The following is a 24,140-nucleotide window of genomic DNA, read 5'->3' on the forward strand; positions in this document are numbered from 1 at the left end:
CCCCAACGTAGATGACCGGGTTTCCTTCGCCGGCTGCGCGGGCATAGAAAATCCTGTCGCGCTGGACAAGGCCAAGAGCGAACGCATTGACTAACGGATTCTGCGAATAGCAGTCTTCAAACTTGGTTTCGCCGCCCAGGTTGGGTACGCCAAAGCAGTTGCCGTAATTGGCGATTCCGCTGACCACGCCTTCCAGAATGCGGTGATTGCGATGGATGGTCTGCTGATCCGCGCGGGCCCTGGTATTCGCGCGGCTGGTGATCGGACCAAAGTGCAACGAATCCATTACGGCAACGGGATGCGCGCCCATAGTGAAGATGTCGCGCAGAATGCCGCCAACACCCGTCGCCGCACCCTGGAAAGGCTCGATAAACGAGGGGTGATTGTGCGACTCAATCTTGAAGGCACAGGCCCAGCCGTCTCCGATGTCGATGATGCCGGCATTTTCTCCCGGGCCCTGGATTACGCGGCGGCTACGTGTTGGCAGGCGCTTCAGATGGACGCGTGAGGACTTGTAGGAGCAATGTTCGCTCCACATCACGCTGAAGATGCCGAGCTCGGTGAGGGAGGGCTCGCGTCCCAGCAGGTGAACGATTTTCTGGTACTCGTCATCTGTCAGGCCGTGGTCGCGGATGACCCCGGGAGAGATAGCAGGCGCGATTTCAACGTTGGGCATGAATTTTGGATGGCACGATAACCCAGAGGGGCGCCGTGGCGACACTTTTATTTTCGCATGTTTGAGTCTGCCTGGGATGCACCAGGATTGGGCATTTCGGGTATATCTTCGGGTATATGATGGAGCGCTATGCCGGGCGGGCGAACAAGCGAGCAGTGGATCGCGCAGTACGCTGCCAGCCATCAACATCCGGTCAATCGTGTCTGTCACACCTTTGGCATTCCCACCATCGTGATCTCGCTGGCACTGTTCGTGGCCAGCATTTTCGCGCATTCGATACTGCGATACGCCATCGCCCTGTTCGTGATCGGCTGGGCCCTGCAGTTTATCGGGCACGCCTTCGAGCGCAAGGAGCCGGAATTCTTCCACGACTGGCGATTCCTCTTCGTTGGCTTGCGATGGTGGTTTGCCAAGATCCGTGGCCGTGCGTGATCTTCTAACGTTCCGATTACAATCGAATCAAGTAACGCTTACCCGATACCTATGAAGTCCGTCATCGTAGGGACTGCCGGACATATCGATCACGGCAAGACCGCGCTGGTCAAGGCGCTGACGGGGATCGATGCCGATCGCCTGGAAGAGGAAAAGCGGCGGGGAATCACCATCGATATCGGCTTTGCCCATCTTGAGCTGAAAGCCGAGAACGGCGAATCTTTGCGTTTGGGGTTTGTAGATGTTCCCGGCCACGAGCGTTTCGTGCGCAACATGCTGGCGGGAGTCGGGGGGATCGATGTGGTGCTGCTGGTGGTTGCGGCTGATGAGGGGATCAAGCCGCAGACCGTCGAGCACTTCGACATCTGCCGTTTGTTGGCGGTACAACGCGGAATCACCGTGATCACAAAAGCGGATACGGTGGATCGCGACACTCTTGACGTGGTCCGCCTGGAGCTGGAGGAGTTCCTGCGAGGCTCCTTTCTTGACCCTGCATACTCGCTCATGGTGGCCGTCAGCTCCCTGACTGGCGCCGGGCTGGAAGATCTGAAACGTGAACTGGCGAAGGCAGCGCTGGAGGTGCCGGCCAAGGACTCCACCGCCCTGCCGCGGCTTCCGATCGATCGCGTGTTCACCATGAAGGGATTTGGGACGGTGGTGACGGGAACCCTGATCGCCGGCACGGTGAAGAAGGATGAAGAGCTGGAAGTGTTTCCTTCCGGGCGGCGCGTTCGCGTCCGCGGGGTACAGGTGCACGGTCAGGCGGCCGCGGAGGCTATCGCTGGGGAGCGCACCGCACTGAACCTGATCGGAGCGTCTGTCGAAGAGCTCGCGCGAGGCATGACCCTGGCAGTACCGGGCCTGTTTCACACTACCCGCCGGCTGGACGTGTCGCTCTCGTTATTGCCCTCTGGCAAGCCTCTTCGCAATCGCGCGCGCGTTCACCTGCACGCGTACACCAGCGAGACCATTGCCACGGTCGTGCTCTATTCCAATCAGCCGATGCAACCCGGGGAGAGTGGCTTCGTGCAATTGCGGCTGGAAGAGCCGGTGATGCTATTGCCTGGCGACCATTTCATCCTGCGTCAGTTTTCTCCGGTAGTGACGATCGGCGGCGGCGTGGTTGTCGACGGGTCGCCTCTGAAAGGCGGACGCCGCAAAGCCTTGGTCGATCCAGCAGGCGGATCACTGGATTTGCTGATGAAGGGCTCGCGGGAGCAAGTGCTCGCAGCGCGGGTGGCGCGCCGGGGCACTCAAGGATTGCCGCTGGCGGACATCATCGGGGAGACGGGATGGCCACCCTCGATTGTTGCGAGCACGGCGTCGGCGCTGGTCTCTCCTAAAGCTGCTCCGGAGCTGAAGCTCGTGCGCACTGGCAGTGTGCTGCTTTCGCAGAATGCATTCGATCGAGCAACGAAGGAAATGATGGCGGCGGTTTCTGCCTTTCACGACCAGAACCGGCTGGTTGAGGGCATCAGCAAGCAGGAGCTGCGCGAGAGGCTGCAACTGCCGGCTGACGTGTTCGCGGGCGCGCTGGACCACCAGGTCAAGCAAAAGAAGCTCGAGGTCGTGGGAGAGCTCGTTCGCGAAGCCGGCCGTGGCGTGGCAATGAAAGATGAAGAGGCGGAAGCAAAAAGAACCATCGAGCAGGCCTTCGCGAGTGCAGGTTTGCGGGTTCCCGCGCTCAAGGATGTAATGGCGGGATTGCCGGTCGATAAAATGCGGGCGCAGAAGATTGTGACCCTTCTGCTGCGCGACCGCGTGCTGGTGAAGGTTTCCGACGAACTGGTTTTCCACCACTCAGCGCTCGAGGAGCTGCGTAAAATGATGGCAACCTACAAGTCGAAATCGGTCAAGATCGATGTGGCAACCTTTAAGGATCTGATCGGACAGACGCGCAAATATGCGATTCCGTTGCTCGAATATCTGGATCGGGAACGCGTCACCAAGAGAGTTGGCGATGAACGAGTGATTCTGTAGCAGAGGGAGGAAACATGCAGGCAATCGAGATTCTTCGCGACATGGTGAAGAAGGTTCCAGAGCGGCTGCGTTCACTTTCCGGGGACAGCGGCACGCGCAGTGGTCCGGACGGGTGGTCTCGGAGAGAAGAACTCGGTCACTTGCTGGATTCCGCGGTAATGAACCACGTGCGACTGATGCGCGTCCAGACCGAAGACGCGCCGCAGTTGCCAGGCTATGATGGCCCGCTTTGGGTACGGGCGCACCACTATCAGGATCGCTCGTGGGACCAGCTCATCGAGACCTGGCAGCTATTAAACCAGCACTTCCTGATGGGGGCCGAAGGAACACCGAGTACGGCGTGGCAGCGGCGATGCGTGCTCGAAGGCTCGCAAATGACCCTGGAATTCCTATTCACCGATTACGTTCAGCACGCGCTGCATCACCTGGAACACATGGGCGTTCGCGTGGACGATTTCGAGATGGAAATTCCCCCGGCGCGCACCGCGTGAGATTTCGCGCCTTTGGCTCGATGCCATGAGGATTAATTGAGTCCAGTGCCCCAGGCAAACCACCCCGGCCCGAGCGTCACAGCAAGCTGCGAACGCCCGGAGCTGTTATCTCGAGTGATTCAGCTTTTCCAGTGCCTCGAAGACTTCTGCATTGTCAGGCTGCTGATCCAGCCGGTAGACCTTGGCAAAAGCGATCTTTCCCTGCTTATCGACCACGAAGACCGCCCGCTCATTGATTCCCGGAATGGGCTCGCCTTCACGAAAAACACTAAATTTCTTCGCGACTTCGCCGTGAGGATAGAAATCGCTGAGCAGCGGATAGTCCATCATGCCAATTTCTTTCTTCTGCCAGGCGATGTGGCTGGGAATGGTATCGGCGCTGATCCCAAGGACCTGCGCGTCGTAGCGGGCGAATTTGTCCTGATCAGCCTGATAGGAAGGCATTTGCGCGCCACAGACCGGGGTCCAGGCGGCAGGGTAAAAAGCAATGACGACATTCTTTTTGCCGCGATACCCGCTGAGGGTAATGTTGGTTTTCTGGTTTCCTATAACTGCGGGAAGAGTAAAGTCGGGGGCCGGATCTCCTACTTTTATGGCCATAGGTTCCTCCGCTCACGTTATGAAGCTGAATTAACAGCCCACATCCACTGTATTTGATTCTAAATGGCGGACTTGGGTGTAACAAGTTGGGCGGGACGACGGCAAAATGCATCTCAGTGGAGGGCTACAATAGTCACCAAGGCACGCCAGTTTGTCCCCCGGGCTACTCGCGGCTGGTAATGCTGGGAGGTTTCGATGTTCGGCTTGCGACGCTATAACTATGATACTTTCAGCAGCGAACTGATGTCTAAGAAGGACTTGGCGAGGTTCTCGGGCGGGCCCGAGCCTGGCGATCCCGCCCCAGACTTCGAAGCCTATAACCTCGATGGTGAAAAGATCGAACTGCGTGATTTTCGCGGTGAGAAGAACGCTGTTCTGAGCTTCGGATCGGCAACTTGCCCTTTCACTACAGCCGCCATCGGTCCGCTGAATGAGCTTTACGAGGAGTACAAGGACAGCAACGAGGTGGCATTCCTGTTCGTGTATATCCGTGAGGCTCATCCTGGAGAAAGGTTGCCCGCGCACCAGTCTTTCAAGGAAAAAGTGCGTGCGGCTGAGCTGTTCAGGGAGGAGGAGGAAGTCGACATCCCGATCGTGGTGGATACGCTGCACGGCCGCATCCATCGTATGTACGGCAAGGCTGCCAATCCCACTTATTTGATCGATAGATCAGGACACGTTGCTTTCCGCTGTCTGTGGACGCAAGCCGACATAATCGCCGACGCGCTCGAAGAATTACTGGATAGCGGCACTGAGCAGGCGGTGGTGCACGACGGCGAGGACACGAGAATGCCAGCCGCCAAGGCGGTCGTGCACACGCATCGGGCATTGAAGCGCGGGGGCGAGAGAGCAGTAGAAAACTTTCGCGAGCAGATGGGCCGTCCCGGGCGTCTCGCGGACACGACCAGCCGGGTAGTGGGACCGATCGCCATGCATCCAGAGCGGGTGATTGCCGGCGCAGCCTTAGCTGCCGGGGTGATCGCGGCCGGACTGTTTGCCGGTTTCCGGCTGCGCGAAGCATGGCAGCGTCAGTCGCATGATCCCTACCGCTATGCGCGAGAAGGCTCGCCGGATGACTCCAATGGCGGTTATGCGGTTGGAATTTAGCAGGCAGCTGATTACAGCTGCGGCGGGTTCGGGTCGTTCGATACCCGGATCGGGGCCATCGCCTCGCTGATGGTGCTTAATCCCAGGTTAGCCAGCGTAAACGAGACGGTGGAAACTCCAACGACTACCCAGACAGCGGCGTTGGTCAGGGTCCAGGCCACGCTGAGGTAGTGGAACAAACGCGAGCTGTCGGTCATCGCGTCCGCGGCGGCGGCCAGGGCTGTCATGGGGTTGTTCATCATCCTCATCCCGGGGTACAGGGGCATAATCGGGCCGAAGGGCCAATGCGGGCAATATCACCGAAGTAACAAGCCAATCGAGGTAACCCAGCGGGTGAAGGTTCAAAAGGGTGGGCTAAAGCCTTTTTGCGACGATACCTCAGAATTCCAGATGCAGGCGGAATCCAGGGACTACGACTGGCCCGCGGTCTTTGTTGTAGCCGGGATTGGTTGCGTATTGCACAGCTGGGCCGAGGTAAATGCCGCGCCAGACATGAGCCGTGTAGTAGCTCTCCAGGATCTTCTCGCGTCCGTAGGTCAGGGCGCCATCACCCAGGATGAAGCCGAGGCCACCCAGGGCCAGGTATTGGCTGTGGTCATGGCAGATTCCGTTGGAAACGAAGGCGACTCCAGCACGGTCCAGCCGACGTTTCCAGCGCGAACCGGCAAATCCAACGCCGAATAGCACAGTCTGGTCCACCTCCGTGTAGGCGAACGATTCGGTCTTGCCGTTGTTCCAGCCAAATCTGCCGAACCCTCTTATCCACGAATTGAGCGACTGTTCAAAGTTGAAACCGAAACCGTATTTGCGGGTGGTCTGGGGGGGATGGTTGGTGATGTCGGGAGTGGGATCAAGGCCATCCAGGAAGCGCTGGTTCTGCACCCGGTAGATGCCCATGTTCGCGGTGTTGATGTAGGAGAGGATGCGAATGATGCCGTCCAGGTGGGGCAGGAACTGCTTGCGAAGTTCGAATTCGAAATTCTCGGCGTGTGCTTTGCGAAGATTCCATTGCAGGTCGATGCCATTGGCCAGCTTGGGCAGGAGCAGTTCGCCAAAGCGAAAGCCCCACCGCGGGTTCTGGTATTCAGCAATGAGACCGATGGTGTAGCCACGAGTGTCGGCCGCATAATCGTAGGCTCCGTTGTTGTCTATGGTCCAGTTCATGAACTGGAAGTGGCTGTCGGTGCCCACCGAGTTGAGGTCAAAAAAATCCGCGGTCGAGAACTTGCCAAAGCGGATTTCCACCCGCCTAAGCGGCAGTTCGGCGAATCCGGAGAGGGGATTGCGATCTACCTCCACTCTCTCCTCACTAAGCGCGAAGACGTAGTGGAAAATCCCGCGGGCTATGTATGGAGCCTGCCCTATGGTGGGATTGCGAACCACGTCGAGATTGGTGAAGCCGGCCATGCCGAGGGCATTGCTGAGACCCTGGCCCCCGGATTCCTCGATGTCGAACAGCAGTTCAGCAGAACTGTTCAGTCGCACCCCGGTGTAGAGGGTGAGAACACGCGAGGTGGCTTTTTCGTAGGTGTTGTGCAGACTGTTCGGGCCACTGTATTTGGCGTCGAAGGGGGGATGGGTCTGGAAGATGAAGTTCGCCTGTCCGGAGAGCCAGAACCGGCTGCTCGGATTGTGGGGAAACATGGTGCTGGCCTCAGCGTCGGAAGGCTGGGATTGATCTTGATCTTGCGGCTGATCTTGCTTCTGATCCTTGTGTTGCTCGGAGTCTTGTGAATGCAGGGGGAGAGCACCGGCGAGAAGAGCAAAGATAAGAAAGATGAGGGCTGGGCCGCAGAGGAGGAGACAACGACGTGCAGATTTGAAATTGAAATTCATTTTCGCTTTGGCCAAGGATCCGGGCCTGACCCCAACCGGCACCGCGGTTCCGCCCACAGTGTCGCGTGATGAAGGGCGCCGCTCGCGCGGCCTGCCAGCCATTGCTTGCCACAACGATGATCGGGCAAGCGCCGCTCAAGTAAATCTTTCTTTATGCCATATCATTGTTGCATTTCCGTGAAGAGCTACAGCTAGAGCGCGTTTCTGCAACGCTCGGACTTCGCGTGAGCGTCCTCACAACCGGTGATTTGCTCGGATTGGTAAACTTACTGCGCACCCACAGACAAACGGCTACTGGCATGCCACGAAACACGAATCAATCGCTAGAGTTGCAAAAGCGTGCCGAGAAGGTGATTCCCGGCGGCGTGGATTCGCCGGTGCGTGCCTTTCGCGCGGTCGGTGGCGATCCGCCGTTTGTAGTGCGGGGCGAAGGTTCCCAGATCTTCGACGCTGATGGCAATCAGTACATTGATTATGTCCTTTCCTGGGGGCCGTTGCTGCTGGGTCATGCTTTTGCGCCGGTGGTTCAGGCGGTGGAGGAAGCTGCCCGCCGGGGGACCAGCTTTGGCGCTTCGACTCCGGCAGAAATCGATCTGGCCGAGGCCGTGCTCGAAGCTTACCCCGCCATGGAGAAAGTTCGATTCGTGAATTCGGGCACCGAGGCCACCATGTCGGCGATCCGGCTGGCCCGCGGATACACGCATCGCAAGTACATCATCAAATTTGAAGGCTGCTATCACGGACACAGCGATGCCCTGCTGGTCAAAGCTGGTTCGGGAGTGGCAACGCTGGGCATTCCGGGCTCTGCCGGAGTGCCGGAGGAATTCGTTCAATTCACCCTGGCGCTGCCCTACAACAATTTGAATGCGGTGGAAGAAGCATTCCGCCGCTACCGCGATCAGATTGCGTGCGTGATCGTTGAACCGGTGGTCGGCAATATGGGTTGCGTCCCTCCGGCCAAAGGATACCTGGATGGGCTGCGTTATCTGACTTCACGAGAAAATTCGCTTCTAATTTTCGACGAAGTCATGACGGGCTTCCGGCTGGCTTACGGCGGAGCAACTGAGCTCTATGGGACCCGGCCTGATCTGGTAACGCTGGGGAAGGTGATCGGCGGAGGGCTGCCGGTGGGGGCGTACGCGGGTCCGGCTGAAATTATGGACATGATTGCGCCGCTGGGCCCGGTGTACCAGGCGGGGACACTCTCGGGTAATCCGCTGGCGATGGCAGCAGGCATGGCCATGCTCAAGCATTTGCGTGATCACCGCGAAATCTATGGCCGGCTCGAGCGGCTGGGCGCGACCCTAGTGACCATGGTGCAGGAGGCAGCGCAATCGGCTGGAATTCGGGTGAGCGCAAATCGCGTGGGCTCGATGTTCACCTGGTTTTTCGCTGGCGGGCCGGTGACCGATTGGGATTCTGCCGCTAAGTGCGACACGCAGGCATTCGGCAAGTTCCATCGCGCGATGCTGGATGCTGGCGTCTATCTGCCGCCCTCGCAGTTTGAAGCAGCCTTTCTGAGCGCTGCCCACACTGAGGAAAATGTCCGCGAAACCATTTCGGCCGCGCGAGAGGCGTTCGCCCTGGTGGCAGCGTGAGGATCCTCGCTTGCAATATTCATCGGCAGGACATGGTTCGGGTGGAGCGAAAGGCCTGCTGCACCTGTGAATAATCTAAGCTAACTCTTCCTATGCGCGCTGTTGTTCAACGTGTAAGCCGGGCCTCCGTGCGTGTGGGCACGGAAACCGTGGGCGCGATCGGACCAGGACTGCTTGTGCTTCTGGGCGTGGCGCAGGAAGACACGGAAGCTGATGCTGACTATCTGGCAGACAAGATCGTGGGGCTGCGCGTTTTTGAAGATGGGGGCGGGAAGATGAACCTGCCGGTCACCAGCGTTCCGCGCGGAGCAGTGCTGGTGGTGTCGCAATTCACGCTGTTTGGAGATGTCAGGCGGGGGAAGCGGCCATCGTTCGACGCTGCTGGTGCGCCTGAGCAAGCGCGCAGGTTATACGAGTACTTCGGGGATAAGATTCGCGCCGCCGGCGTCCGCTGCGAAACCGGTCGCTTTCAGGAAATGATGCAGGTGGAGCTGGTCAACGATGGCCCGGTGACGATCCTGCTGGACTCGCGCAAGCTGTTCTGAAAGAGCCACGGATTGGACGGATTTTCACAGATCAGAAGGGCCCAAAAAAGCTTAAGAAGAGACGCAGAGGGTGCGTTTCAGTTTCGTCGTTATCCCGAGCGCAGGATTGCGTCTGCCATCGCGGCCGCCTCCACTGCAGGTTTGACGTCGTGCACGCGGACAATGTGCGCCCCCTTGAGAATCGTGATAACCATGGCTGCGAGACTGCCATAGAGGCGGTCGTTCGGCGAGGGCATGAGCTGGCCATTGGCCAGACGGTGAGCGATGGCTTTTCCCACAAACGATTTGCGCGACGTGGCAGCCAGGATGGGCAGGCCCAATTGCTGTAACTGGTCGAGGTGTGCCAGCAGGGGATAGTTCTGTTCGTAGTTCTTGCCGAACCCAATCCCGGGATCGATGACGATGCGATCACGCGCAATGCCAGCGCGTTCCGCGGCACACACGCACTGAGCCAACTCACGTTTCACCGTGCCCAAGACGTCGTCAAGGGGTGGCAGGTGACGCCAGTTGTCCGGCAATCCGCGCATGTGCATCATGACCAGGCCGCAATTCAGCCCGGCGATTTTTTCTGCCATCGTCTGATCCCACTGGAGGCCGCTAACATCGTTCACGATGTCGACGCCGGATTCCAAAGCGGTTTGTGCCACAGGAGCCTTGTAGGTATCGATGGAAAGGACGGCATGCGGACGCAAGTGCCGAAGTTCAGTGATAACCGGCATCACCCGTTTCAATTCCTCTTCCAGGCTTACGGGTTTTCGCTGTGGATCGGGAGGAGGTGATGGAACTGCGTGCCGGCCTCGATTGACCGGTGTCTCTACCCTGGTACCGGGGCGCGTAGATTCACCGCCGATATCAATGATGTCGGCGCCTTCGTCGAGCAAGCGCAGGGCGTGCTCGACGGCTCGTGCGCGATCATGGTGCTGTCCGACATCGGAAAAGGAGTCCGGGGTGACGTTCACGATGCCCATAACCAGGGTCCGTTCGCCTAGTTCCAGACTGCGATTTCCCAGGTTCCAGCAAAAATGCGGACGCATGGCACATCGATTTTAAACTCAGGAAAGATTCCATCTGCGCCAGGCAACGCTAGACTCAATCGTGGGAAGGACGGCCGCACCCAATGATGGCGGTCTCTTCTTTGAAACTGGGCGAGGAATCTCCATTTCCGTGATGTGAAAATGCTAAAATGCGTCCGCCTCCATGTACGGAATGCGCGGTGCCGCTCTTCGTCGGGTCACTCTAGTTCTGACCCTCCATTTGGCGTTGTTTGCTGTCGCCAAGGACAAGAAAGTCAACTCTTCCCCTTCTGCGCTGGCAGACCGGATTGACAAGGTGCTTGCCGATCCGGATGTGGCGCGTGGCTTCTGGGGCATTGAGATTATTTCGCTCAAGAAGAATCAGTTGCTGTACTCGCTGAATGGGGAGAAGCTGTTCACGCCAGCTTCCAACACCAAGTTGTTCACTACCGCAGCGGTGTTGGCGCTGATCGGCCCGGACTACAAGTTCCGTACCACCATCGAAACGAATGGGCAGATAGACCGGCACGGGCGTCTGAACGGCGATCTGTACGTGGTGGGCCGCGGTGATCCGAACCTTTCCGGACGCACCCTGCCTTACAACCTGCGAACCGAGCGCAAGCAACCGCCCATGTGGGTGCTGGAGCAATTGGCCGATCAGTTGACCCAGAAGGGAGTGAAGTACGTCGATGGAGACGTGGTCGGCGACGACTCCTACTTTGCCTTCGAACGCTACGGGGAAGGCTGGGCGCAGGACGACATGGTGTGGGAGTGGGGCGCTCCGGTTTCGGCACTAACCCTGAACGACAATGTGGTGTTCGTGAGCATCCTGCCGGCTGATCTTCCCGGCGACAAGGCTTTCGTGAGCGTAAGTCCGGCATCTGGATACTACCGGCTGGACAATCGCATTATGACCACGCCGCCCTCGACGGGCCCGCGGCGAATTTACATTACGCGCGAACCTGGGGCCAACGTGCTCACGTTGTGGGGCAACATTCCGGCCGACGATCCTGGGGCAAACGAAGCCCTCGCGATTGAGGACCCGGCTGAGTTCACGGCGGAGATGTTTCGCGAGTTGCTAGAGCGCCGTGGAATCGTCATCAATGGCCGGGCGCGAACGAAGCACACGGAATTGGCATCGCTCTCAACTTTCAGCGTGACCACGACTGCGCCGGCAGGCGGTGGCGAGGATGTACGGCGAACGCCGCAGCCGACTCCGCATGCGGTCTTGGCCAGTTACGACTCGCAGCCGGTGCTGCAAGATCTGCGTGTGGTAAACAAGGTGAGCCAAAACCTGCACGCCGAGCTTATGCTGCGTCTGCTGGGTAAAGAGAAAGGTAATGCGGGGACGATCGAAGCGGGACTGGAAGTGCTGCGGGGATTTCTTGCCCAGGCTGACATACGATCGGAAGAGTACGTGTTCTACGATGGATCGGGACTATCCCGGCAGAATCTGGTCACTCCCCATGCGATGGTGAAGCTCCTGCGCTATGCCGATATGCAGTCCTGGGGAGCGAAATTCGAAGACACACTTCCGGTCGCCGGAGTAGATGGCTCGCTGGCAGACCGCTTCCGTGGCACGAACGCGCAAGGACGGGTGCAGGGCAAGACCGGATCGCTTGGTCATGTAAACTCGCTTGCCGGCTATGTCACGACGTTAAGCGGGGATCGGCTGGCATTCTCCATCATGGCCAACAACCACAACCTGCCCAACAAGCGAGCGCTCGAGACCCTCGACCAACTGGTGGATGTGATGGTGGACGATCGCCCCAAAAAGAGCAAATAGTCGCTCATCAGATGCTCGCGGCACTATCAAGATAACGAGAAATTCAGTCGCGTGATCTCCGGGCCGCTGGGATGCGGATAGCGGGTTGCGGACACGCTGGAGCGAACCAACTGCGGATTGACTACCTCGTGGAATGGCGAGGGATTGAAGCGGAAAACTCCATCCACAAATTGCAGCTGAATTCTGCAGCCAGCCAGCGTTTGCGGGAATTCCACAGCTTCCTCGGCGCCGCAACAAAGATAAAGCGAGAGGACATCGCAGAACTGAAGCACGTTTACCAGAGCCTCGATTTCCGCGGCACTGAGGGGAATGTTGCGCTCGAGCCGCCGCTGCCGTGAATTTTCGAAGTCCAGAAATTCTTCCAGGCACCTGGCGTTGGGGTCATTGTCAACCCGAGCCGCGAGCCGGCCCTGGCCTAAGCGGTAGAAATGGCCGCTGACCATTCGTCCTGCAAGAGGCGAGATTCGCCCCGCATTGTCGATGGAGCCTTTCCACGCCTGCAGGAAGTCCTCCGGACCGAATTCGAGAAAGCTCATGGGATGGCCGGCGCCGCTGACCGGCGGATCGAGATCCAGCGCTGCCTCGAAAGGAAAGGCTGACCAACCCGAGTCGTGCTGGCCGATTGCCTGTATGGCGTCCGCGGTCAAATTCGGGAATCCGCCGCTACGGAATTGAGTCGCTAGTTCCCCTGAGAGAGCGGCGTGGTCAGGCTGGCGAATCAGGCAATAAGACGGTGCAACCAGCGTTTGTCGCCTGGCGACCGCTTGCCAGGCGGGCAGGAAACTATGGGTTGTGATTTTGTGAGAAGTAATGAATTCGTTGGGAAGGCTGAAGCCGTTCGGAATTGGCGATTCCCGGAGAGCGTCAGGTTCGGGGCGAATGACCATCTCACACTACCGACTCTGCATGCGAGCCCGGGAGCGTCCCGCTCCTGCTTTCACCGGTCCGGTGTTCGACGGAGGCTTGCGCATGCCCTCCAGCAGTTGCTTGAGGACGGTTGCGTTATTTTGCTCGCTGTTACGAGAGGCAAATACTAGAGTCAGAGTCTTTCCACTCCGCAGAAGTGCGTAAAGACGCTCCAAAGCCTGGGTAGCCTCCGGGGCGGAGAGCTCGTCAAGGTACTTTTTGCGGAAGGCAGCAAACTGGTCTGGATTCGCGTGGTACCAGCGGCGCAACTCATTCGACGGCGCCAGATCCTTCAGCCATTCATTGATGCGAACATCACTCTTGTTGAGGCCGCGCGGCCAGAGTCGATCCACCAGCACACGCACCCCATCGGCCGGAGCCGGCTTCTCGTAGGCGCGCTTGAGGGCGACGGGCATCGGTCTGATATTTTACTCGTTTAGAGTCCAATCATGACCCGTTACACCGGCATCATCGCGGCAACTCTCATTTCCGCAGCAATTGCGGTCGGCTTGACAGCCTGCAGGTCGTCAGACCAGGGAAAAGGTGAGGTACCGCTCGGCCCGGCACAGGCCCGGGGAAAAGAAGTCTTTCAGGAATACTGTGCGCTTTGTCATCGCGAGGGCAAGCAAGGTCCAGAGCTGACTGGCATATTGCGCAAGCAATACCTTCCCAGCGGGACTCCCGCCAACGACGAGCGCGTTCGCGATGTCATCACCATGGGACGCGCGACCATGCCGGGTTTCGGTCACACTCTTAGCGACACGCAAGTGAACGATCTGATCGCGTACCTGCATTCCCTGTGAACAGCAAGGCTTGAGCTAGCGATCGAGGCTTCGAGGCTGCGCGGGTTTCTTTTCTTCGGGAGCGGCAGCCTTGGACTCTTGCAGTGCGGCATTGTTCCAGATGCTTCGCGCGATCAGCCAGGAGCCATCCGGCTGCCGCTGCAGCACTCGGACCACTTTGTAGTTGAGCTGGACTTCACGATTTTCAGTCGAGGCTGGCCGCACGCGGCTGGAGATTGTGCCCCATTCCCACGCCCAATCGCCGGAGATGCGAATTTCATTCCACTGCTCGTCGAACGAGAGAATCTCCTCGGTAGGATTCTGTTTGCGGCTGTTCTTGAAGTACTCCAGGCTGGCTTCCCGGCCTACGACCGGCGCTGCGTTTGGGGGAAGGGTCACGACGTCCTCAGTCCACAAGGAAGAGATTCCGTCGAGGTCGTCGGCGGCGTTGTAGCGGATGTCTTTTTCATGGAGCATTTCGATCGCGCGCTGATCATCCTTCTGATCCTGCGTCAGTGGCCGTGACTTTGGAGCAGGCGCTCGCGAGGATTTGGTCTGTGGCCAGGCAATGACAGCCGAGGCGAGAGTGAAAAACACGACCAGTAGCGCAAGTAGAATGAGGCTGTATCGTCGCATATAGTTCCTTCGGGTTGTAAGAAGCTACCTCATAGTGAACTGAATGGTGCCTCAGGGACTGAAGCCCAGTTTTGCAATCTCTACGGACGGCCTGAAGGCCGTCGCTTTCAAGACCATTCGCGAGAAGCGAGTTTTTCCGCAACCTGTGAAGCCGAGCCCTGTCAAAACCGATTTGTGAGATAGCTTCCAAGTGCTGCGAACTAGCCTTGGGCGAGCTGCTTTTGCCCAAGCAGGTTATCTAATGAAGTAGATGCGGGCCAAGGCATGGCCGTAATTGGCCCACGCATCGTAAAATAACTCATTGTCATGTCCACCCAGTCGCAGCTGGTGCAGATCGAGATCGGCCCCCGGCCGCGTACGCCCAAGCCCGAGTGGCTTCGCGCCCGCGCTCCGATGGGAGAAAACTATCACGAGCTGAAGAAACTGGCTCGTGGACTGGGGCTGCACACCGTCTGCGAATCGGCGCAGTGTCCCAACATCGGAGAATGCTGGAATCATAAAACCGCAACTTTCATGCTGCTGGGCGATTTGTGCACACGGCGTTGTGGTTTCTGTGCCGTCCCCAAGGGCAAGCCCGAACCCATTGATTGGCAAGAACCGGCGCGAGTCGCCCAAGCAGTGGCGATTCTGGGGCTTAAGCACGCGGTGGTTACCAGTGTAAATCGGGATGACGACAATGTTGGCGGAGCGATGATCTTCGCGGAGACCATTCGCGAAATCCGCCGACAGGCGCCCGGATGCCGGGTGGAGGTGCTGATCCCCGACTTTCAAGGCATCGAAGAGTGCTTGCGCATCGTGATGGAGGCAAGGCCGGACATCCTCAATCACAATACCGAGACTGTGCCCCGGCTGTATCGCGCGGTGCGCTCAGGGGCACGTTATGAACGCACACTGGACCTGCTGGAGAGAGCGAAACAGATTGATCCTGGAGCCGTTACCAAGAGCAGCCTGATGGTGGGAATTGGGGAGGAAAGCGGAGAGTTGATCGATGTTTTCCGCGACCTGGCGTCGCGCAAGGTGGACATCCTGACGATCGGGCAATACCTGCGGCCTTCGAAAGATCAACTGCCGCTTGCGCGTTTCTACACACCCGATGAATTCCGCTGGCTGAAAGAAGAAGCGCTGAAGCTCGGATTTCGCCATGTGGAATCAGGTCCGCTGGTGCGATCCAGCTATCACGCACACGAGCAAGCCGACGCCACTGGCCTCAGTGCCAACCTGCCACTCCAGTAACAGATCAGGAAGACAATCGAGAGAGCACCGCCGCGGGCGGGGTCACGGGCAGAAATACGGATAGTGCGGTTCCCATCCGCTGGCCCTGACGGCTACTCTTCAGCCATATTTTTCCGCCATGCTTTTCGGCGATGTTCTTGCAGAGCCAGAGCCCAAGGCCCGTTCCCACTTCTTTTTTCGTGGTGAAGAATGGCTCGAAGACCTTCTTCATTTTTTCGCGCTCAATTCCCGAGCCGGTGTCAGCGATGGTGGTACGTATGCCGGCTCCGGAACGCGAACTCCACCTGGAGATCTTCACGGTTAGGGTGCCAGCTTCGTTCATGGCATCGACGGCATTGGCGATCAAATTGGAGAACAGTTGCCGTATTTCCCCGGCGAAAGCAGTGACTTCGCCTTCATCCTGGTAGCGCTTTTCCACGCGAATACGCTTGGAGGAAAGCTTCCGCATGTAGAGCCTGAGAACGTCGTCGATGGTTTCGCGGACCTTCAATTTTTCCGGAGCGGTGCCGTCGCGATAGAAGCCGAGCGTCTGGCGAGTGATCTGCGCTGCTCTCGCCAGCTCCTGCTCGGCCTGTACCAGGTAGTCTTGCGCCGTCTTGCTGAGTGAGGAGTCATTCCTGGCCAAGAAGAGCAGGTTCATGATCGCTTCCAGCGGGTTGTTGATCTCGTGGGCAATGGTCGCTGCCAGGCGACCGGTAGCAGCCAGTTTTTCAGCGTTACGCAAACTCTGCTCGGCTTTCTTGCGCTCGGTGAGATCGGTGATAAACGTCACATAGCCGCGCACCTCGCCCTCCTCGCCGAGATCAGGAATGCACAGACTGTGGACAAAGCGATCGCCCCCATGCCGGAAGGGCACCAAGCCTTCGTACTCGGAGATGTGACCCCGCAAAGCTTCTTCGCGGTGTGGCCGCAGCACTTCGTAAGCTTCGGGACCCAGCACCTCGATGAGGCCCCTGCCCTCGACTTGCAGGTCCTCGCCCATCCACAGCCTATAGGTTCGATTGGCGAACCGGTAGCGCTGATCGCGATCGACATAGGCGACCAGGCTGGGCAGCGCGTCGATGACCAGGCGCAGTTCGTTTTCCCGCCGCCGCAGGCCCTCTTCAGCACGCTTGCGCTCGGTGATATCCATGGCTACGCCAACCGCATGAATTGGTATGCCGCGCGAGTCGCGCAACGCTTTGCCGGTGACCTGGACCCAGCGAACCTCGTCGTCGAGGCTGTTGATCCGAACTTCGTCCGTTTGTTCGCTCTCGTGCTTCAGCATGCGCTCAACCGTGGCCAGAAGCCGGCTGCGGTCGTCCACATGAACATGCTGCATCAATTCCTGGAAGGTTCCACGTGAGGCGAGGTTCTCGAGGGTTGGTACCTCCGCCGACCAGTGCACATCGTTGGCCCGCAGATCCCAATCGTAGGCACCAACTTTGGCGGCGGCCTGGGCTCGGCGAAAGCGCTCCTGGATCGCACGCAGGTTTTCTTCCGATTTCTTGCGCTCGGTGACGTCCATGTTGATGCCAGTCATACGCAGCGGCGTACCTTCGGAGTCGCAGAGGACGCGACCGCGGATTACCAGCCAATGCTCACTGCCATCCGGCCAGATGACGCGATATTCGGTCTCGAATTCACTGCGGGTTGCCAATGCGTCTGCGATGACAGCCTTGACTCGCTCCAGATCATCGGGGTGAACAGCCTTGCGCCATTCGGAGGGCGGGCTCAAGGTGGAAAGGGGACGCCCGTAGAGTTCGGCTCCGCCCTGGTCCCACAGGAGTTCATCGGTGGCGGCATCCCAATCCCAGGTCGCAGCGTTGGCGGTGGTTAGCGCAAGCTGCAGGCGCTCGCTGGTTCTGCGGACTTCGTCCAGCGCCTGCTGCAATTTCTGCTCGGCCATTTTGCGGCGGGTAACTTCCGATGTGACGCCCAACACCCGCGATTGTCCTGATTCGTCGACATATACGCGTGCCTTACTGTGGAGCCAGTGGAGTTTGTCATCGGTGCCGTGGATGCGGTAGTCGAATTCATATTCTCCCCCATTTCTCATCCGATCCTGGATGACGGGGAACATCTTCTGCCAGTCCTCGGGATAAATGCGGTTGTGCCACTCGGTCGAGTTTCTCGGGGGCTGGCCTCCGAAAGCAGGCAGTTCGCCGTAAGCGGTAAGAGCACTGCTGGAGACGTTCCACTCCCAGGCAGTTGCTTCGGCTACATCCAGGGCCAGCGAGAGGCGGTCCTGGCGGCTCTTTAGCTCGTCGCGTACTGCTTTGCGATCGGTGATGTCTTCCAAAATACCGATGGCCACCGGTTTCTCTGCTTTCCCGGATGGCACAAGGGAAAGTGAGAGCCGTCCCCACATGATGGAGCCGTCTTTGCGCCGGTAGCGCTTCTCAATGGTGTAGCTTCTGCACTCGCTGCGGATGAGACGCTGAAAGAAGATCGCGTCTTTGGAGACATCGTCCGGATGAGTGACGCCGTCTACACCCAGGCGCACCAGTTCTTCCTGCGAATATCCCAGCATTTCCTGCAACGCGGGATTAACTCCCAAGACCTCGCCGTCGGCGGCTACCAATGCGATTCCAATGGCGGCATTCTGAAATACCGCCCGAAAGGCCTCGGGGCTGAGCACGCCGGAAGGCGGCGAGGGTTCTGCTTCCTGCTGCAGAAAAGCGCCAGATTTTTGTGCGTATTCCATGTCCCCAACAACACGAGTGGCTTGACGACGTTTGGCTGGGCCGCGGCTGGTTGGAACATCATACAGGAAATCTCATTGTCCGCTCATCTCTGCTCGGCGGAGATCGAGCCGTGATGTGGGATAATGTTGTTGACGCTGCGTCAACGGGCCGTTTGTGCTCTTCGAATCAAGGCTGCGCGCCCGGGCATCTAATCGGTATTCATCATGGACAAAGCGAAATTTTTCTTCGATCACTACGGACTGGTGATTTCGGACCTGGAGCGTTATCTGGCGGCTGCACTTTCAGCCGGCGGCGATTACGCTGATCTGTATTTTGAGTACCTGACCACAACTTCGGTCAGCCTGGATGAATCTCTGGTGAAGTCAGCGTCGCGCGGAATATCGGCGGGTTGCGGTGTGCGGGTAATTTCCGGCGAGCGCACCGGCTATGCTTATACGGACGACCTGGCTCCTGAAAAAATCCTGCGCGCCGCCCGGACTGCGGCATTGATTGCGAGCGGGCCTGCGAAATCACCCACCGTCAGTCTTAAGGAAAATGAGGATCGTAATCTCTACCCGGTGACCCTGCCGTCAGTGGAAGCGGTAGTCGAGGAAAAAGTAGATCTGGTGATGCGGGCCGATCGTGCCGCTCGTGTCTATGATCCCCGCATACGCGAAGTTCGGGCCCTCTATGCCGACGAGATGCGGCGCATTTTTGTGCTGGCCTCCGACGGGAGCTTCGCGGAGGACTCTCAGCCGCTGGCGCGCTTAAGCGTAACCTGCATCGGCCGCGACTCCAAAGGGCAGTCTTCGCGGGGAGCGTCCGGAGGCGGAGGGCGTGTCGAGCTGCAATATTTTCAAAGCGAAAAGACTCCCGAATTTTTTGCCGAGGAGGCAGCGCGCCAGGCCATCATTCAACTCGATGCGCGTGAAGCGCCGGCCGGCGAAATGGAAGTGGTGCTGGGCCCGGGCTGGCCCGGCATCCTTTTGCACGAAGCCATTGGTCATGGGCTTGAGGCTGACTTCAACCGCAAAGGAACATCAGCGTTCACGGGCCTGATTGGCCGACGGGTTGCGAGCGACAAGTGCACGGTGGTGGACAACGGAACGGTTCCTTCGCGGCGTGGTTCCCTCAATGTGGACGACGAAGGATCGCCAACCAGCAGCACGGTGCTGATCGATAAGGGCATTCTGCGCGGCTATCTAAGTGACAAGCTCTCTTCCCGGCTGATGAAGATTCCCAACACGGGTAACGGGCGGCGCGAAAGCTACGAACACATTCCCATGCCGCGCATGACCAACACCTACATGCTTGCGGGTGAAGACGCACCCGATGACATCATCCGTTCGGTGAAGCATGGCGTTTATGCCGCTAATTTTGGCGGCGGACAGGTGGACATCACCAACGGCAAGTTCGTCTTCTCAGCTTCAGAGGCCTATCTAATCGAAGATGGCAAGATTGGCGCTCCGCTTAAGAACTGCACTCTGATCGGCAATGGCCCGGACGTGCTTACTCGCGTGTCCATGGTGGGTAGCGATCTGAAGCTGGACGAAGGTGTGGGTACTTGCGGCAAGGAAGGCCAGTCCGTGCCGGTGGGGGTAGGCATCCCGACTCTAAAAGTCGACCGCATCACGGTGGGCGGAACGGCGCGAAGCGAGTAGAGACTGCCGCCATGACTGACTACCTGCGCCTGCCCATCGGCGACCAGCATCCGGAACTGGTCAATGCGGTGATCGAGATCCCCCTGGGCGAATCGAATAAATACGAGTACGACAAGGAACTGCAAGTCTTCCGGCTGGACCGCCAACTCTATTCACCGGTTCACTACCTGGGAGACTACGGCTTTATTCCTTCGACTCTGGCTGCCGACGGCGATCCTCTCGATGTGCTGGTGCTGGTCGACATTCCAAGCTTCTGCGGATGCGTGATCGAAGTTCGCCCGATTGGGCTGCTGGAAATGCTGGACCAGGGAGTGAATGATGAAAAGGTGCTGGCCATCCCTCGTCACAATCCACGCTACGAGGAAGTGCATAATTACACGCAGATCTATCCGCACGTGATGCGGGAAGTCTCGCATTTCTTCTCCATCTACAAAGATCTGGAAGGCAAGCGCACACAAATGCAGGGCTGGCGTGACGCTCCAGTTGCGCGCAACGTCATTGTCGAGTGTTCTAAGCGCTTCCGCGAACAGAAGAAGCCAGCTGAACCCAAGCCAATGCTGGCAAAGCGTGTCCGGCACTGAAGGATCCAATGTCGATGGAAATTATGGAATTAAGGGAAATCGCTGTCGAAGTTGTAAATCGTGCCATGAATAGTGGCGCCAGCGCCGCCGAGGCGGTGGTGCGAGAAGGCAACGAATTTGCCACCGTGGTGCGGATGGGCGAAGTTGAGACCCTGAAGGAATCGGGCGCGCGGATCATGGGAGTGCGTGTCTTCCGCAATCAGCGTGCAGCCAGCACCTACAGCAGTGATCTCACACCAGCCGGTCTGGAGCAGTTGGTGGACTCGGCGCTGGCTCTCTCCCGCATCACCTCCGAAGACCCGGCTGCAGGGCTGCCCGATGCGGAGCTATTGGGCTCGCACAGCGCCGATCTCGACCTTTACCACGAAGATGTTTATTCGCTTTCCGGGGAAGAGCGCATTGATTACGCCCGCCGCGCGGAAAGGTCAGCCACCTCCGCCGACCCGCGCATCCAGAACTCGGAGGGCGGTTCTTTTGACGCGGCCGATGGCAACAAGGTGCTCGCCAATTCTCTCGGATTCGTCGGCCAGTTTCGCCGGTCGTACTGCTCGGTGAGCGCCGTTCCGGTGGCACGTGACGAAAATGGCGCGATGCAACGCGATTACTGGTTTTCAGTAGCACATTCGCTGAAGTTATTGGAGTCGCCGGAAGAGGTGGGGCGGATTGCCGCACAGCGCACCTTGCGGCGTCTGGGCGCCCGCAAAGTGAAGACCGCACGGGTGCCGGTGGTGTTCGATCCGCTGGTCGCGCGCTCGCTGCTCGACAATATTGCAGACGCAGTAAACGGCGACTCGATATATCGCGGCGCCTCATTCCTGGCAGGAAAGCTGGGAACTAAAGTTGCCGGAGAAAACGTCACCGTTATCGATGACGGCACCATGCCAGGCGGCTTCGGTACCTCGCCATTTGACGATGAAGGGGTTCCTACCCGCCGCACGGTGGTGATCGAGAAGGGCGTGCTCAAGTCGTATCTGCTGAATACCTACACCGCGAAGAAGCTCCATTTGCAAACCACGGGAAACGCTTCCCGGGGTTTGGCAGGCACCCCGGGCATCGGAGTTGGCAATTTCTTTCTCCAGCCCGGGCCCGTATCTCCCGAGCAGATGATCGCTGCCATTCCCGACGGGCTCTATGTCACCGAGTTTCTCGGATTCGGCGTCAACCTGGTGACCGGTGATTTCAGCCGCGGGGCATCTGGATTGTGGATCAGAGGCGGCGAACTCACTTATCCTGTGGAAGAGATCACGGTAGCGGGAAATCTGCGAGGCATGCTGAATAACATTTCCGAAATTGGCAGCGACCTAGAATTTCGCGGCGCGGTGGCGTCTCCCACGCTGCGGATTGACGGCCTGATGGTGGCGGGCGAGTAAGGCCGGCCGATTGTGCGCTTTTTGTTGAGTTAGGCGCTGCACCACTCACTCAATTGACGCCCTCGCTCATGCACGCGAGAATCAATCATCATGTCTGAACTAGGCGGACCGTTCCTAAAGCCGCCGGTTGAAGAAGAGGGCGGGCGCTGGATTCCTGTCGCCATCGGCGCGGCCGTCCTTCTGATCATCGTTGGGGCCGTTTTCTTTTTCAGCCGCAAGCCGGCACAGTCGAGTGGCCCCGTGCCCGAGGCTCCATACGCGGCCACGTTGCAGGTCAGCGATCTCAAGCTAAGCCAGGCGCATAACTTCGTTGGCGCCATAGTGACCTACCTGGAAGGCAAGATTGCGAATTTGGGAGGTAAAAGCGTAGTCGACGCGACGGTTGAGGTCGTCTTCCGCAATTCGCTGGGCGAAGTAGTACAGCGGGAGGCGCAACCGCTGCGGCTGCTACGTGAGCGACCGGGATACAACGACACAATTCCGCTTTCCGACGAGCCGCTTACTCCCAACGCGAACCGTGAATTCCGACTTACCTTTGAGCACATTTCTGCAGATTGGAACCAGGGAATCCCGGAGATCCGCTTCATCAAGATCACGACACAATAGAAAGTGAGCGTGGGTGGGCAGACGCTTCGGTCGTAAATCAAGAAAAAGCAGGTCCCTCGACTACGGGATCCTTGCGCCGCGAACGATCCGGCCCGCTCGGGATGACAGATTCAAATATTAAGGTGCCTCAGGGGTAAAAGCTCGAATTCTCGCGGTAATGACGACGGCCTGGCTAAACTTCAAATGCTCTGCTCAGGCGGCGCGTGCGACCGCAGCAATCTGCTTCCACCAATTCTCGAAGGCTTGTAACGCACGCTCACATTGCAGATGATGACGGTGGCTGCGGTCGCGGACTCTCTCCTCCAATGGCGGGAGGAGATCGAAGGTAATGTTGGCGGGCTGAAAATTCCTCGGGTTGGCGTTGGCTATGTAATGAACCAGGGATCCAAATGCGCTGACAGGCGGTGGTGGGATTGGCTCGGAGTCCTGGGTGAGCATGGTTGCGTACACTCCAGCCATCAACCCGGTAGCAATGGATTCGACATAGCCTTCGACGCCGCAAATCTGCCCCGCAAAGAGCACGCGCGGATGCGCCTTCATCTGCAGCGCCGCGGTGAGGAGAGCCGGTGAGTTGATATATGTGTTGCGATGAATTTGCCCGTAACGCAGGAATCTGGCGTTTTCCAGCCCCGGAATCAGACGCAATACACGGGCCTGCTCGCCATATTTCAGGTGATTCTGAAAACCGACGATGTTGTAGGAATCCGCTCGCAGGTTCTCCTGCCGCAATTGCACCGCCGCGTATGGCGGCTTGCCGGTGCGGGGATCCTTCAGGCCCACCGGCTTCATCGGGCCGAAGCGGAGTGTGTCGCGGCCACGGCGCGCTATTTCTTCGATCGGCAGACAGCTCTCAAAATAATTCAGCTTCTCCCAAGTGTGACCCTCGACCGCCTGGGCCGCCGTCAGCGCATCGTAAAAACGGTCGTATTCGTCCTTGGTGAAGGGACAGTTGATGTAGTCCGCCGATCCTTTATCGTAGCGCGCTGCCAGATAGACGCGCGACATGTCGATGGAGTCGGCTTCCACGATCGGGCTGATGGAGTCGTAGAAGAAAAGATGAGAGTGCCCGGACAGGCGCGATATTTCCTCGGAAAGGGCAACTGAGGTTAGCGGGCCTGTGGCGATGATGGTGATGGCAGCGTGCTCGTCGATATTTGTCACCTCTTCGCGATGCACGCGGATCAGCGGCTCGCTCGAGATCGCCGCGGTGACCTTTCTTGCAAACGCATCGCGATCCACCGCCAAGGCATGTCCGGCGGGAACCTGGGCCTCGAGCGCGACCTGCATGAGCCCGGAGTCCGCGAGGCGCATTTCTTCTTTCAAAAGCCAGGGCGCGCTATCAGGGCTGTCGGATTTGAGGGAATTAGAGCAGACCAGCTCAGCGAAGTAAGCGCTCTGATGCGCCGGAGTAGATCGCACTGGCCGCATTTCGAAGAGATCGACCGCAACTCCTCGGCGGGCGCACTGCCATGCTGCCTCTGATCCGGCTAGTCCGGCGCCGACGACCTTCACTCTGGTGCTCATGCGAGAATTCCGGTGGAATGGTTTTGATTATTATACGAACAGGATTAGGAGCGGAACTTAGGTGGAAGTTCAGTGATAGATTTTCCGCGACCCAGGCGACCTCTTGCGAGT

23 protein-coding genes are annotated in these 24,140 nt (G+C 58.5%); 13 read left to right on the forward strand and 10 right to left on the reverse strand.

The features are described 5' to 3' along the window. Window positions 1–676, reverse strand: a 676-nt coding sequence (locus tag VEG30_11410) for an AIR synthase related protein (protein ID HXZ80530.1), incomplete at its 3' end; no start/stop codon positions are given. 129 nt (window positions 677–805) lie between these two features. Between VEG30_11410 and VEG30_11415 the strand changes: the two genes are divergently transcribed. From VEG30_11415 to VEG30_11425, 3 genes are read left to right on the forward strand one after another with little or no spacing between them, the layout of a single operon-like run. Beyond that, entirely contained in the window at window positions 806–1,108 is a 303-nt protein-coding gene (locus tag VEG30_11415) for a DUF962 domain-containing protein (GenBank protein ID HXZ80531.1), read from the forward strand. A gap of 51 nt (window positions 1,109–1,159) precedes the next feature. Continuing rightward, window positions 1,160–3,088, forward strand: a complete 1,929-nt coding sequence (gene selB / locus VEG30_11420; protein HXZ80532.1) for a selenocysteine-specific translation elongation factor — start codon at window positions 1,160–1,162, stop codon at window positions 3,086–3,088. A gap of 14 nt (window positions 3,089–3,102) precedes the next feature. Beyond that, window positions 3,103–3,579 (forward strand): DinB family protein, encoded by a 477-nt coding sequence (locus tag VEG30_11425; protein ID HXZ80533.1) that lies wholly within the window; start codon window positions 3,103–3,105, stop codon window positions 3,577–3,579. Between the two features lie 105 nt (window positions 3,580–3,684). Here the strand turns inward: VEG30_11425 and VEG30_11430 are convergent, their stop codons facing one another. Next, window positions 3,685–4,179 carry a redoxin domain-containing protein gene (locus VEG30_11430; GenBank protein HXZ80534.1) on the reverse strand — a complete coding sequence of 165 codons (495 nt, stop codon included), beginning with the start codon at window positions 4,177–4,179 and terminating at the stop codon, window positions 3,685–3,687. 195 nt (window positions 4,180–4,374) lie between these two features. Between VEG30_11430 and VEG30_11435 the strand changes: the two genes are divergently transcribed. Continuing rightward, the gene (locus VEG30_11435) at window positions 4,375–5,286 is read left to right on the forward strand and encodes a deiodinase-like protein (GenBank protein ID HXZ80535.1); all 912 of its coding nucleotides are present in this window, start codon (window positions 4,375–4,377) and stop codon (window positions 5,284–5,286) included. A gap of 11 nt (window positions 5,287–5,297) precedes the next feature. Here the strand turns inward: VEG30_11435 and VEG30_11440 are convergent, their stop codons facing one another. Both VEG30_11440 and VEG30_11445 read right to left on the reverse strand, forming a co-directional pair. Next, window positions 5,298–5,513 carry a hypothetical protein gene (locus VEG30_11440; protein ID HXZ80536.1) on the reverse strand — a complete coding sequence of 72 codons (216 nt, stop codon included), beginning with the start codon at window positions 5,511–5,513 and terminating at the stop codon, window positions 5,298–5,300. Between the two features lie 151 nt (window positions 5,514–5,664). Continuing rightward, complete coding sequence (locus tag VEG30_11445) at window positions 5,665–6,930, reverse strand: carbohydrate porin (protein HXZ80537.1); 1,266 nt, start codon at window positions 6,928–6,930, stop codon at window positions 5,665–5,667. 491 nt (window positions 6,931–7,421) lie between these two features. Between VEG30_11445 and hemL the strand changes: the two genes are divergently transcribed. Then, complete coding sequence (gene hemL, locus VEG30_11450; GenBank protein ID HXZ80538.1) at window positions 7,422–8,720, forward strand: glutamate-1-semialdehyde 2,1-aminomutase; 1,299 nt, start codon at window positions 7,422–7,424, stop codon at window positions 8,718–8,720. A gap of 92 nt (window positions 8,721–8,812) precedes the next feature. After that, window positions 8,813–9,265, forward strand: coding sequence for a D-aminoacyl-tRNA deacylase (dtd, locus tag VEG30_11455; protein ID HXZ80539.1), 453 nt, complete (start codon window positions 8,813–8,815; stop codon window positions 9,263–9,265). An 89-nt stretch (window positions 9,266–9,354) separates the two neighbouring features. Here the strand turns inward: dtd and folP are convergent, their stop codons facing one another. After that, entirely contained in the window at window positions 9,355–10,299 is a 945-nt protein-coding gene (gene folP / locus VEG30_11460; protein ID HXZ80540.1) for a dihydropteroate synthase, read from the reverse strand. Between the two features lie 172 nt (window positions 10,300–10,471). Between folP and dacB the strand changes: the two genes are divergently transcribed. Beyond that, window positions 10,472–12,064 (forward strand): D-alanyl-D-alanine carboxypeptidase/D-alanyl-D-alanine-endopeptidase, encoded by a 1,593-nt coding sequence (gene dacB / locus VEG30_11465; GenBank protein ID HXZ80541.1) that lies wholly within the window; start codon window positions 10,472–10,474, stop codon window positions 12,062–12,064. 26 nt (window positions 12,065–12,090) lie between these two features. Here dacB and VEG30_11470 read toward each other — a convergent pair whose 3' ends face one another. Then, the gene (locus VEG30_11470; protein HXZ80542.1) at window positions 12,091–12,951 is read right to left on the reverse strand and encodes a DUF3891 family protein; all 861 of its coding nucleotides are present in this window, start codon (window positions 12,949–12,951) and stop codon (window positions 12,091–12,093) included. A 6-nt stretch (window positions 12,952–12,957) separates the two neighbouring features. Then, on the reverse strand, window positions 12,958–13,386 hold the full coding sequence (locus VEG30_11475; GenBank protein HXZ80543.1) for a DUF488 family protein: 429 nt from the start codon (window positions 13,384–13,386) through the stop codon (window positions 12,958–12,960). Window positions 13,387–13,419: 33 nt separating this feature from the next. Here VEG30_11475 and VEG30_11480 point away from each other — a divergent pair, with 33 nt between their 5' ends. Next, window positions 13,420–13,773: a cytochrome c gene (locus VEG30_11480; protein HXZ80544.1), complete on the forward strand. Its 354-nt coding sequence runs from the start codon at window positions 13,420–13,422 to the stop codon at window positions 13,771–13,773. Between the two features lie 15 nt (window positions 13,774–13,788). On the opposite strand, the gene VEG30_11485 is transcribed toward VEG30_11480, so the two are convergent. Then, a complete protein-coding gene (locus VEG30_11485) occupies window positions 13,789–14,388 on the reverse strand; it encodes a DUF4440 domain-containing protein (GenBank protein ID HXZ80545.1) in 600 nt (199 codons plus the stop codon). Window positions 14,389–14,694: 306 nt separating this feature from the next. Between VEG30_11485 and lipA the strand changes: the two genes are divergently transcribed. Continuing rightward, window positions 14,695–15,621 (forward strand): lipoyl synthase, encoded by a 927-nt coding sequence (lipA, locus tag VEG30_11490; GenBank protein HXZ80546.1) that lies wholly within the window; start codon window positions 14,695–14,697, stop codon window positions 15,619–15,621. A gap of 4 nt (window positions 15,622–15,625) precedes the next feature. Here the strand turns inward: lipA and VEG30_11495 are convergent, their stop codons facing one another. Next, window positions 15,626–18,307, reverse strand: a complete 2,682-nt coding sequence (locus VEG30_11495) for a PAS domain S-box protein (protein ID HXZ80547.1) — start codon at window positions 18,305–18,307, stop codon at window positions 15,626–15,628. Window positions 18,308–18,511: 204 nt separating this feature from the next. Between VEG30_11495 and tldD the strand changes: the two genes are divergently transcribed. The 4 genes from tldD (at window position 18,512) to VEG30_11515 (ending at window position 22,505) form a co-directional block, all read left to right on the forward strand. Further along, window positions 18,512–19,948, forward strand: coding sequence for a metalloprotease TldD (gene tldD, locus VEG30_11500; GenBank protein HXZ80548.1), 1,437 nt, complete (start codon window positions 18,512–18,514; stop codon window positions 19,946–19,948). An 11-nt stretch (window positions 19,949–19,959) separates the two neighbouring features. Continuing rightward, window positions 19,960–20,529 (forward strand): inorganic diphosphatase, encoded by a 570-nt coding sequence (locus VEG30_11505; GenBank protein HXZ80549.1) that lies wholly within the window; start codon window positions 19,960–19,962, stop codon window positions 20,527–20,529. A gap of 8 nt (window positions 20,530–20,537) precedes the next feature. Beyond that, window positions 20,538–21,899, forward strand: coding sequence for a TldD/PmbA family protein (locus VEG30_11510; protein ID HXZ80550.1), 1,362 nt, complete (start codon window positions 20,538–20,540; stop codon window positions 21,897–21,899). A 90-nt stretch (window positions 21,900–21,989) separates the two neighbouring features. Further along, complete coding sequence (locus VEG30_11515; protein HXZ80551.1) at window positions 21,990–22,505, forward strand: hypothetical protein; 516 nt, start codon at window positions 21,990–21,992, stop codon at window positions 22,503–22,505. A gap of 192 nt (window positions 22,506–22,697) precedes the next feature. On the opposite strand, the gene trmFO is transcribed toward VEG30_11515, so the two are convergent. Further along, window positions 22,698–24,029, reverse strand: coding sequence for a methylenetetrahydrofolate--tRNA-(uracil(54)-C(5))-methyltransferase (FADH(2)-oxidizing) TrmFO (gene trmFO / locus VEG30_11520; protein HXZ80552.1), 1,332 nt, complete (start codon window positions 24,027–24,029; stop codon window positions 22,698–22,700). Window positions 24,030–24,140: the final 111 nt, after the last annotated feature.

This window comes from Terriglobales bacterium (assembly GCA_035624455.1).
Classification (GTDB): Bacteria; Acidobacteriota; Terriglobia; order Terriglobales; family Acidobacteriaceae; genus DASPRM01.

What these genes read in the sequence shown, in the direction of transcription:
- VEG30_11415 (HXZ80531.1), top strand. Translation starts at nt 806, where the DNA reads ATGCCGGGCGGGCGAACAAGCGAGCAGTGGATCGCGCAGTACGCTGCC.
- selB (HXZ80532.1), top strand. Translation starts at nt 1,160, where the DNA reads ATGAAGTCCGTCATCGTAGGGACTGCCGGACATATCGATCACGGCAAG.
- VEG30_11425 (HXZ80533.1), top strand. Translation starts at nt 3,103, where the DNA reads ATGCAGGCAATCGAGATTCTTCGCGACATGGTGAAGAAGGTTCCAGAG.
- VEG30_11430 (HXZ80534.1), bottom strand. Translation starts at nt 4,179, where the DNA reads ATGGCCATAAAAGTAGGAGATCCGGCCCCCGACTTTACTCTTCCCGCA.
- VEG30_11435 (HXZ80535.1), top strand. Translation starts at nt 4,375, where the DNA reads ATGTTCGGCTTGCGACGCTATAACTATGATACTTTCAGCAGCGAACTG.
- VEG30_11440 (HXZ80536.1), bottom strand. Translation starts at nt 5,513, where the DNA reads ATGACAGCCCTGGCCGCCGCCGCGGACGCGATGACCGACAGCTCGCGT.
- VEG30_11445 (HXZ80537.1), bottom strand. Translation starts at nt 6,930, where the DNA reads ATGTTTCCCCACAATCCGAGCAGCCGGTTCTGGCTCTCCGGACAGGCG.
- hemL (HXZ80538.1), top strand. Translation starts at nt 7,422, where the DNA reads ATGCCACGAAACACGAATCAATCGCTAGAGTTGCAAAAGCGTGCCGAG.
- dtd (HXZ80539.1), top strand. Translation starts at nt 8,813, where the DNA reads ATGCGCGCTGTTGTTCAACGTGTAAGCCGGGCCTCCGTGCGTGTGGGC.
- folP (HXZ80540.1), bottom strand. Translation starts at nt 10,299, where the DNA reads ATGCGTCCGCATTTTTGCTGGAACCTGGGAAATCGCAGTCTGGAACTA.
- dacB (HXZ80541.1), top strand. Translation starts at nt 10,472, where the DNA reads ATGCGCGGTGCCGCTCTTCGTCGGGTCACTCTAGTTCTGACCCTCCAT.
- VEG30_11470 (HXZ80542.1), bottom strand. Translation starts at nt 12,951, where the DNA reads ATGGTCATTCGCCCCGAACCTGACGCTCTCCGGGAATCGCCAATTCCG.
- VEG30_11475 (HXZ80543.1), bottom strand. Translation starts at nt 13,386, where the DNA reads ATGCCCGTCGCCCTCAAGCGCGCCTACGAGAAGCCGGCTCCGGCCGAT.
- VEG30_11480 (HXZ80544.1), top strand. Translation starts at nt 13,420, where the DNA reads ATGACCCGTTACACCGGCATCATCGCGGCAACTCTCATTTCCGCAGCA.
- VEG30_11485 (HXZ80545.1), bottom strand. Translation starts at nt 14,388, where the DNA reads ATGCGACGATACAGCCTCATTCTACTTGCGCTACTGGTCGTGTTTTTC.
- lipA (HXZ80546.1), top strand. Translation starts at nt 14,695, where the DNA reads ATGTCCACCCAGTCGCAGCTGGTGCAGATCGAGATCGGCCCCCGGCCG.
- VEG30_11495 (HXZ80547.1), bottom strand. Translation starts at nt 18,307, where the DNA reads ATGGAATACGCACAAAAATCTGGCGCTTTTCTGCAGCAGGAAGCAGAA.
- tldD (HXZ80548.1), top strand. Translation starts at nt 18,512, where the DNA reads ATGGACAAAGCGAAATTTTTCTTCGATCACTACGGACTGGTGATTTCG.
- VEG30_11505 (HXZ80549.1), top strand. Translation starts at nt 19,960, where the DNA reads ATGACTGACTACCTGCGCCTGCCCATCGGCGACCAGCATCCGGAACTG.
- VEG30_11510 (HXZ80550.1), top strand. Translation starts at nt 20,538, where the DNA reads ATGTCGATGGAAATTATGGAATTAAGGGAAATCGCTGTCGAAGTTGTA.
- VEG30_11515 (HXZ80551.1), top strand. Translation starts at nt 21,990, where the DNA reads ATGTCTGAACTAGGCGGACCGTTCCTAAAGCCGCCGGTTGAAGAAGAG.
- trmFO (HXZ80552.1), bottom strand. Translation starts at nt 24,029, where the DNA reads ATGAGCACCAGAGTGAAGGTCGTCGGCGCCGGACTAGCCGGATCAGAG.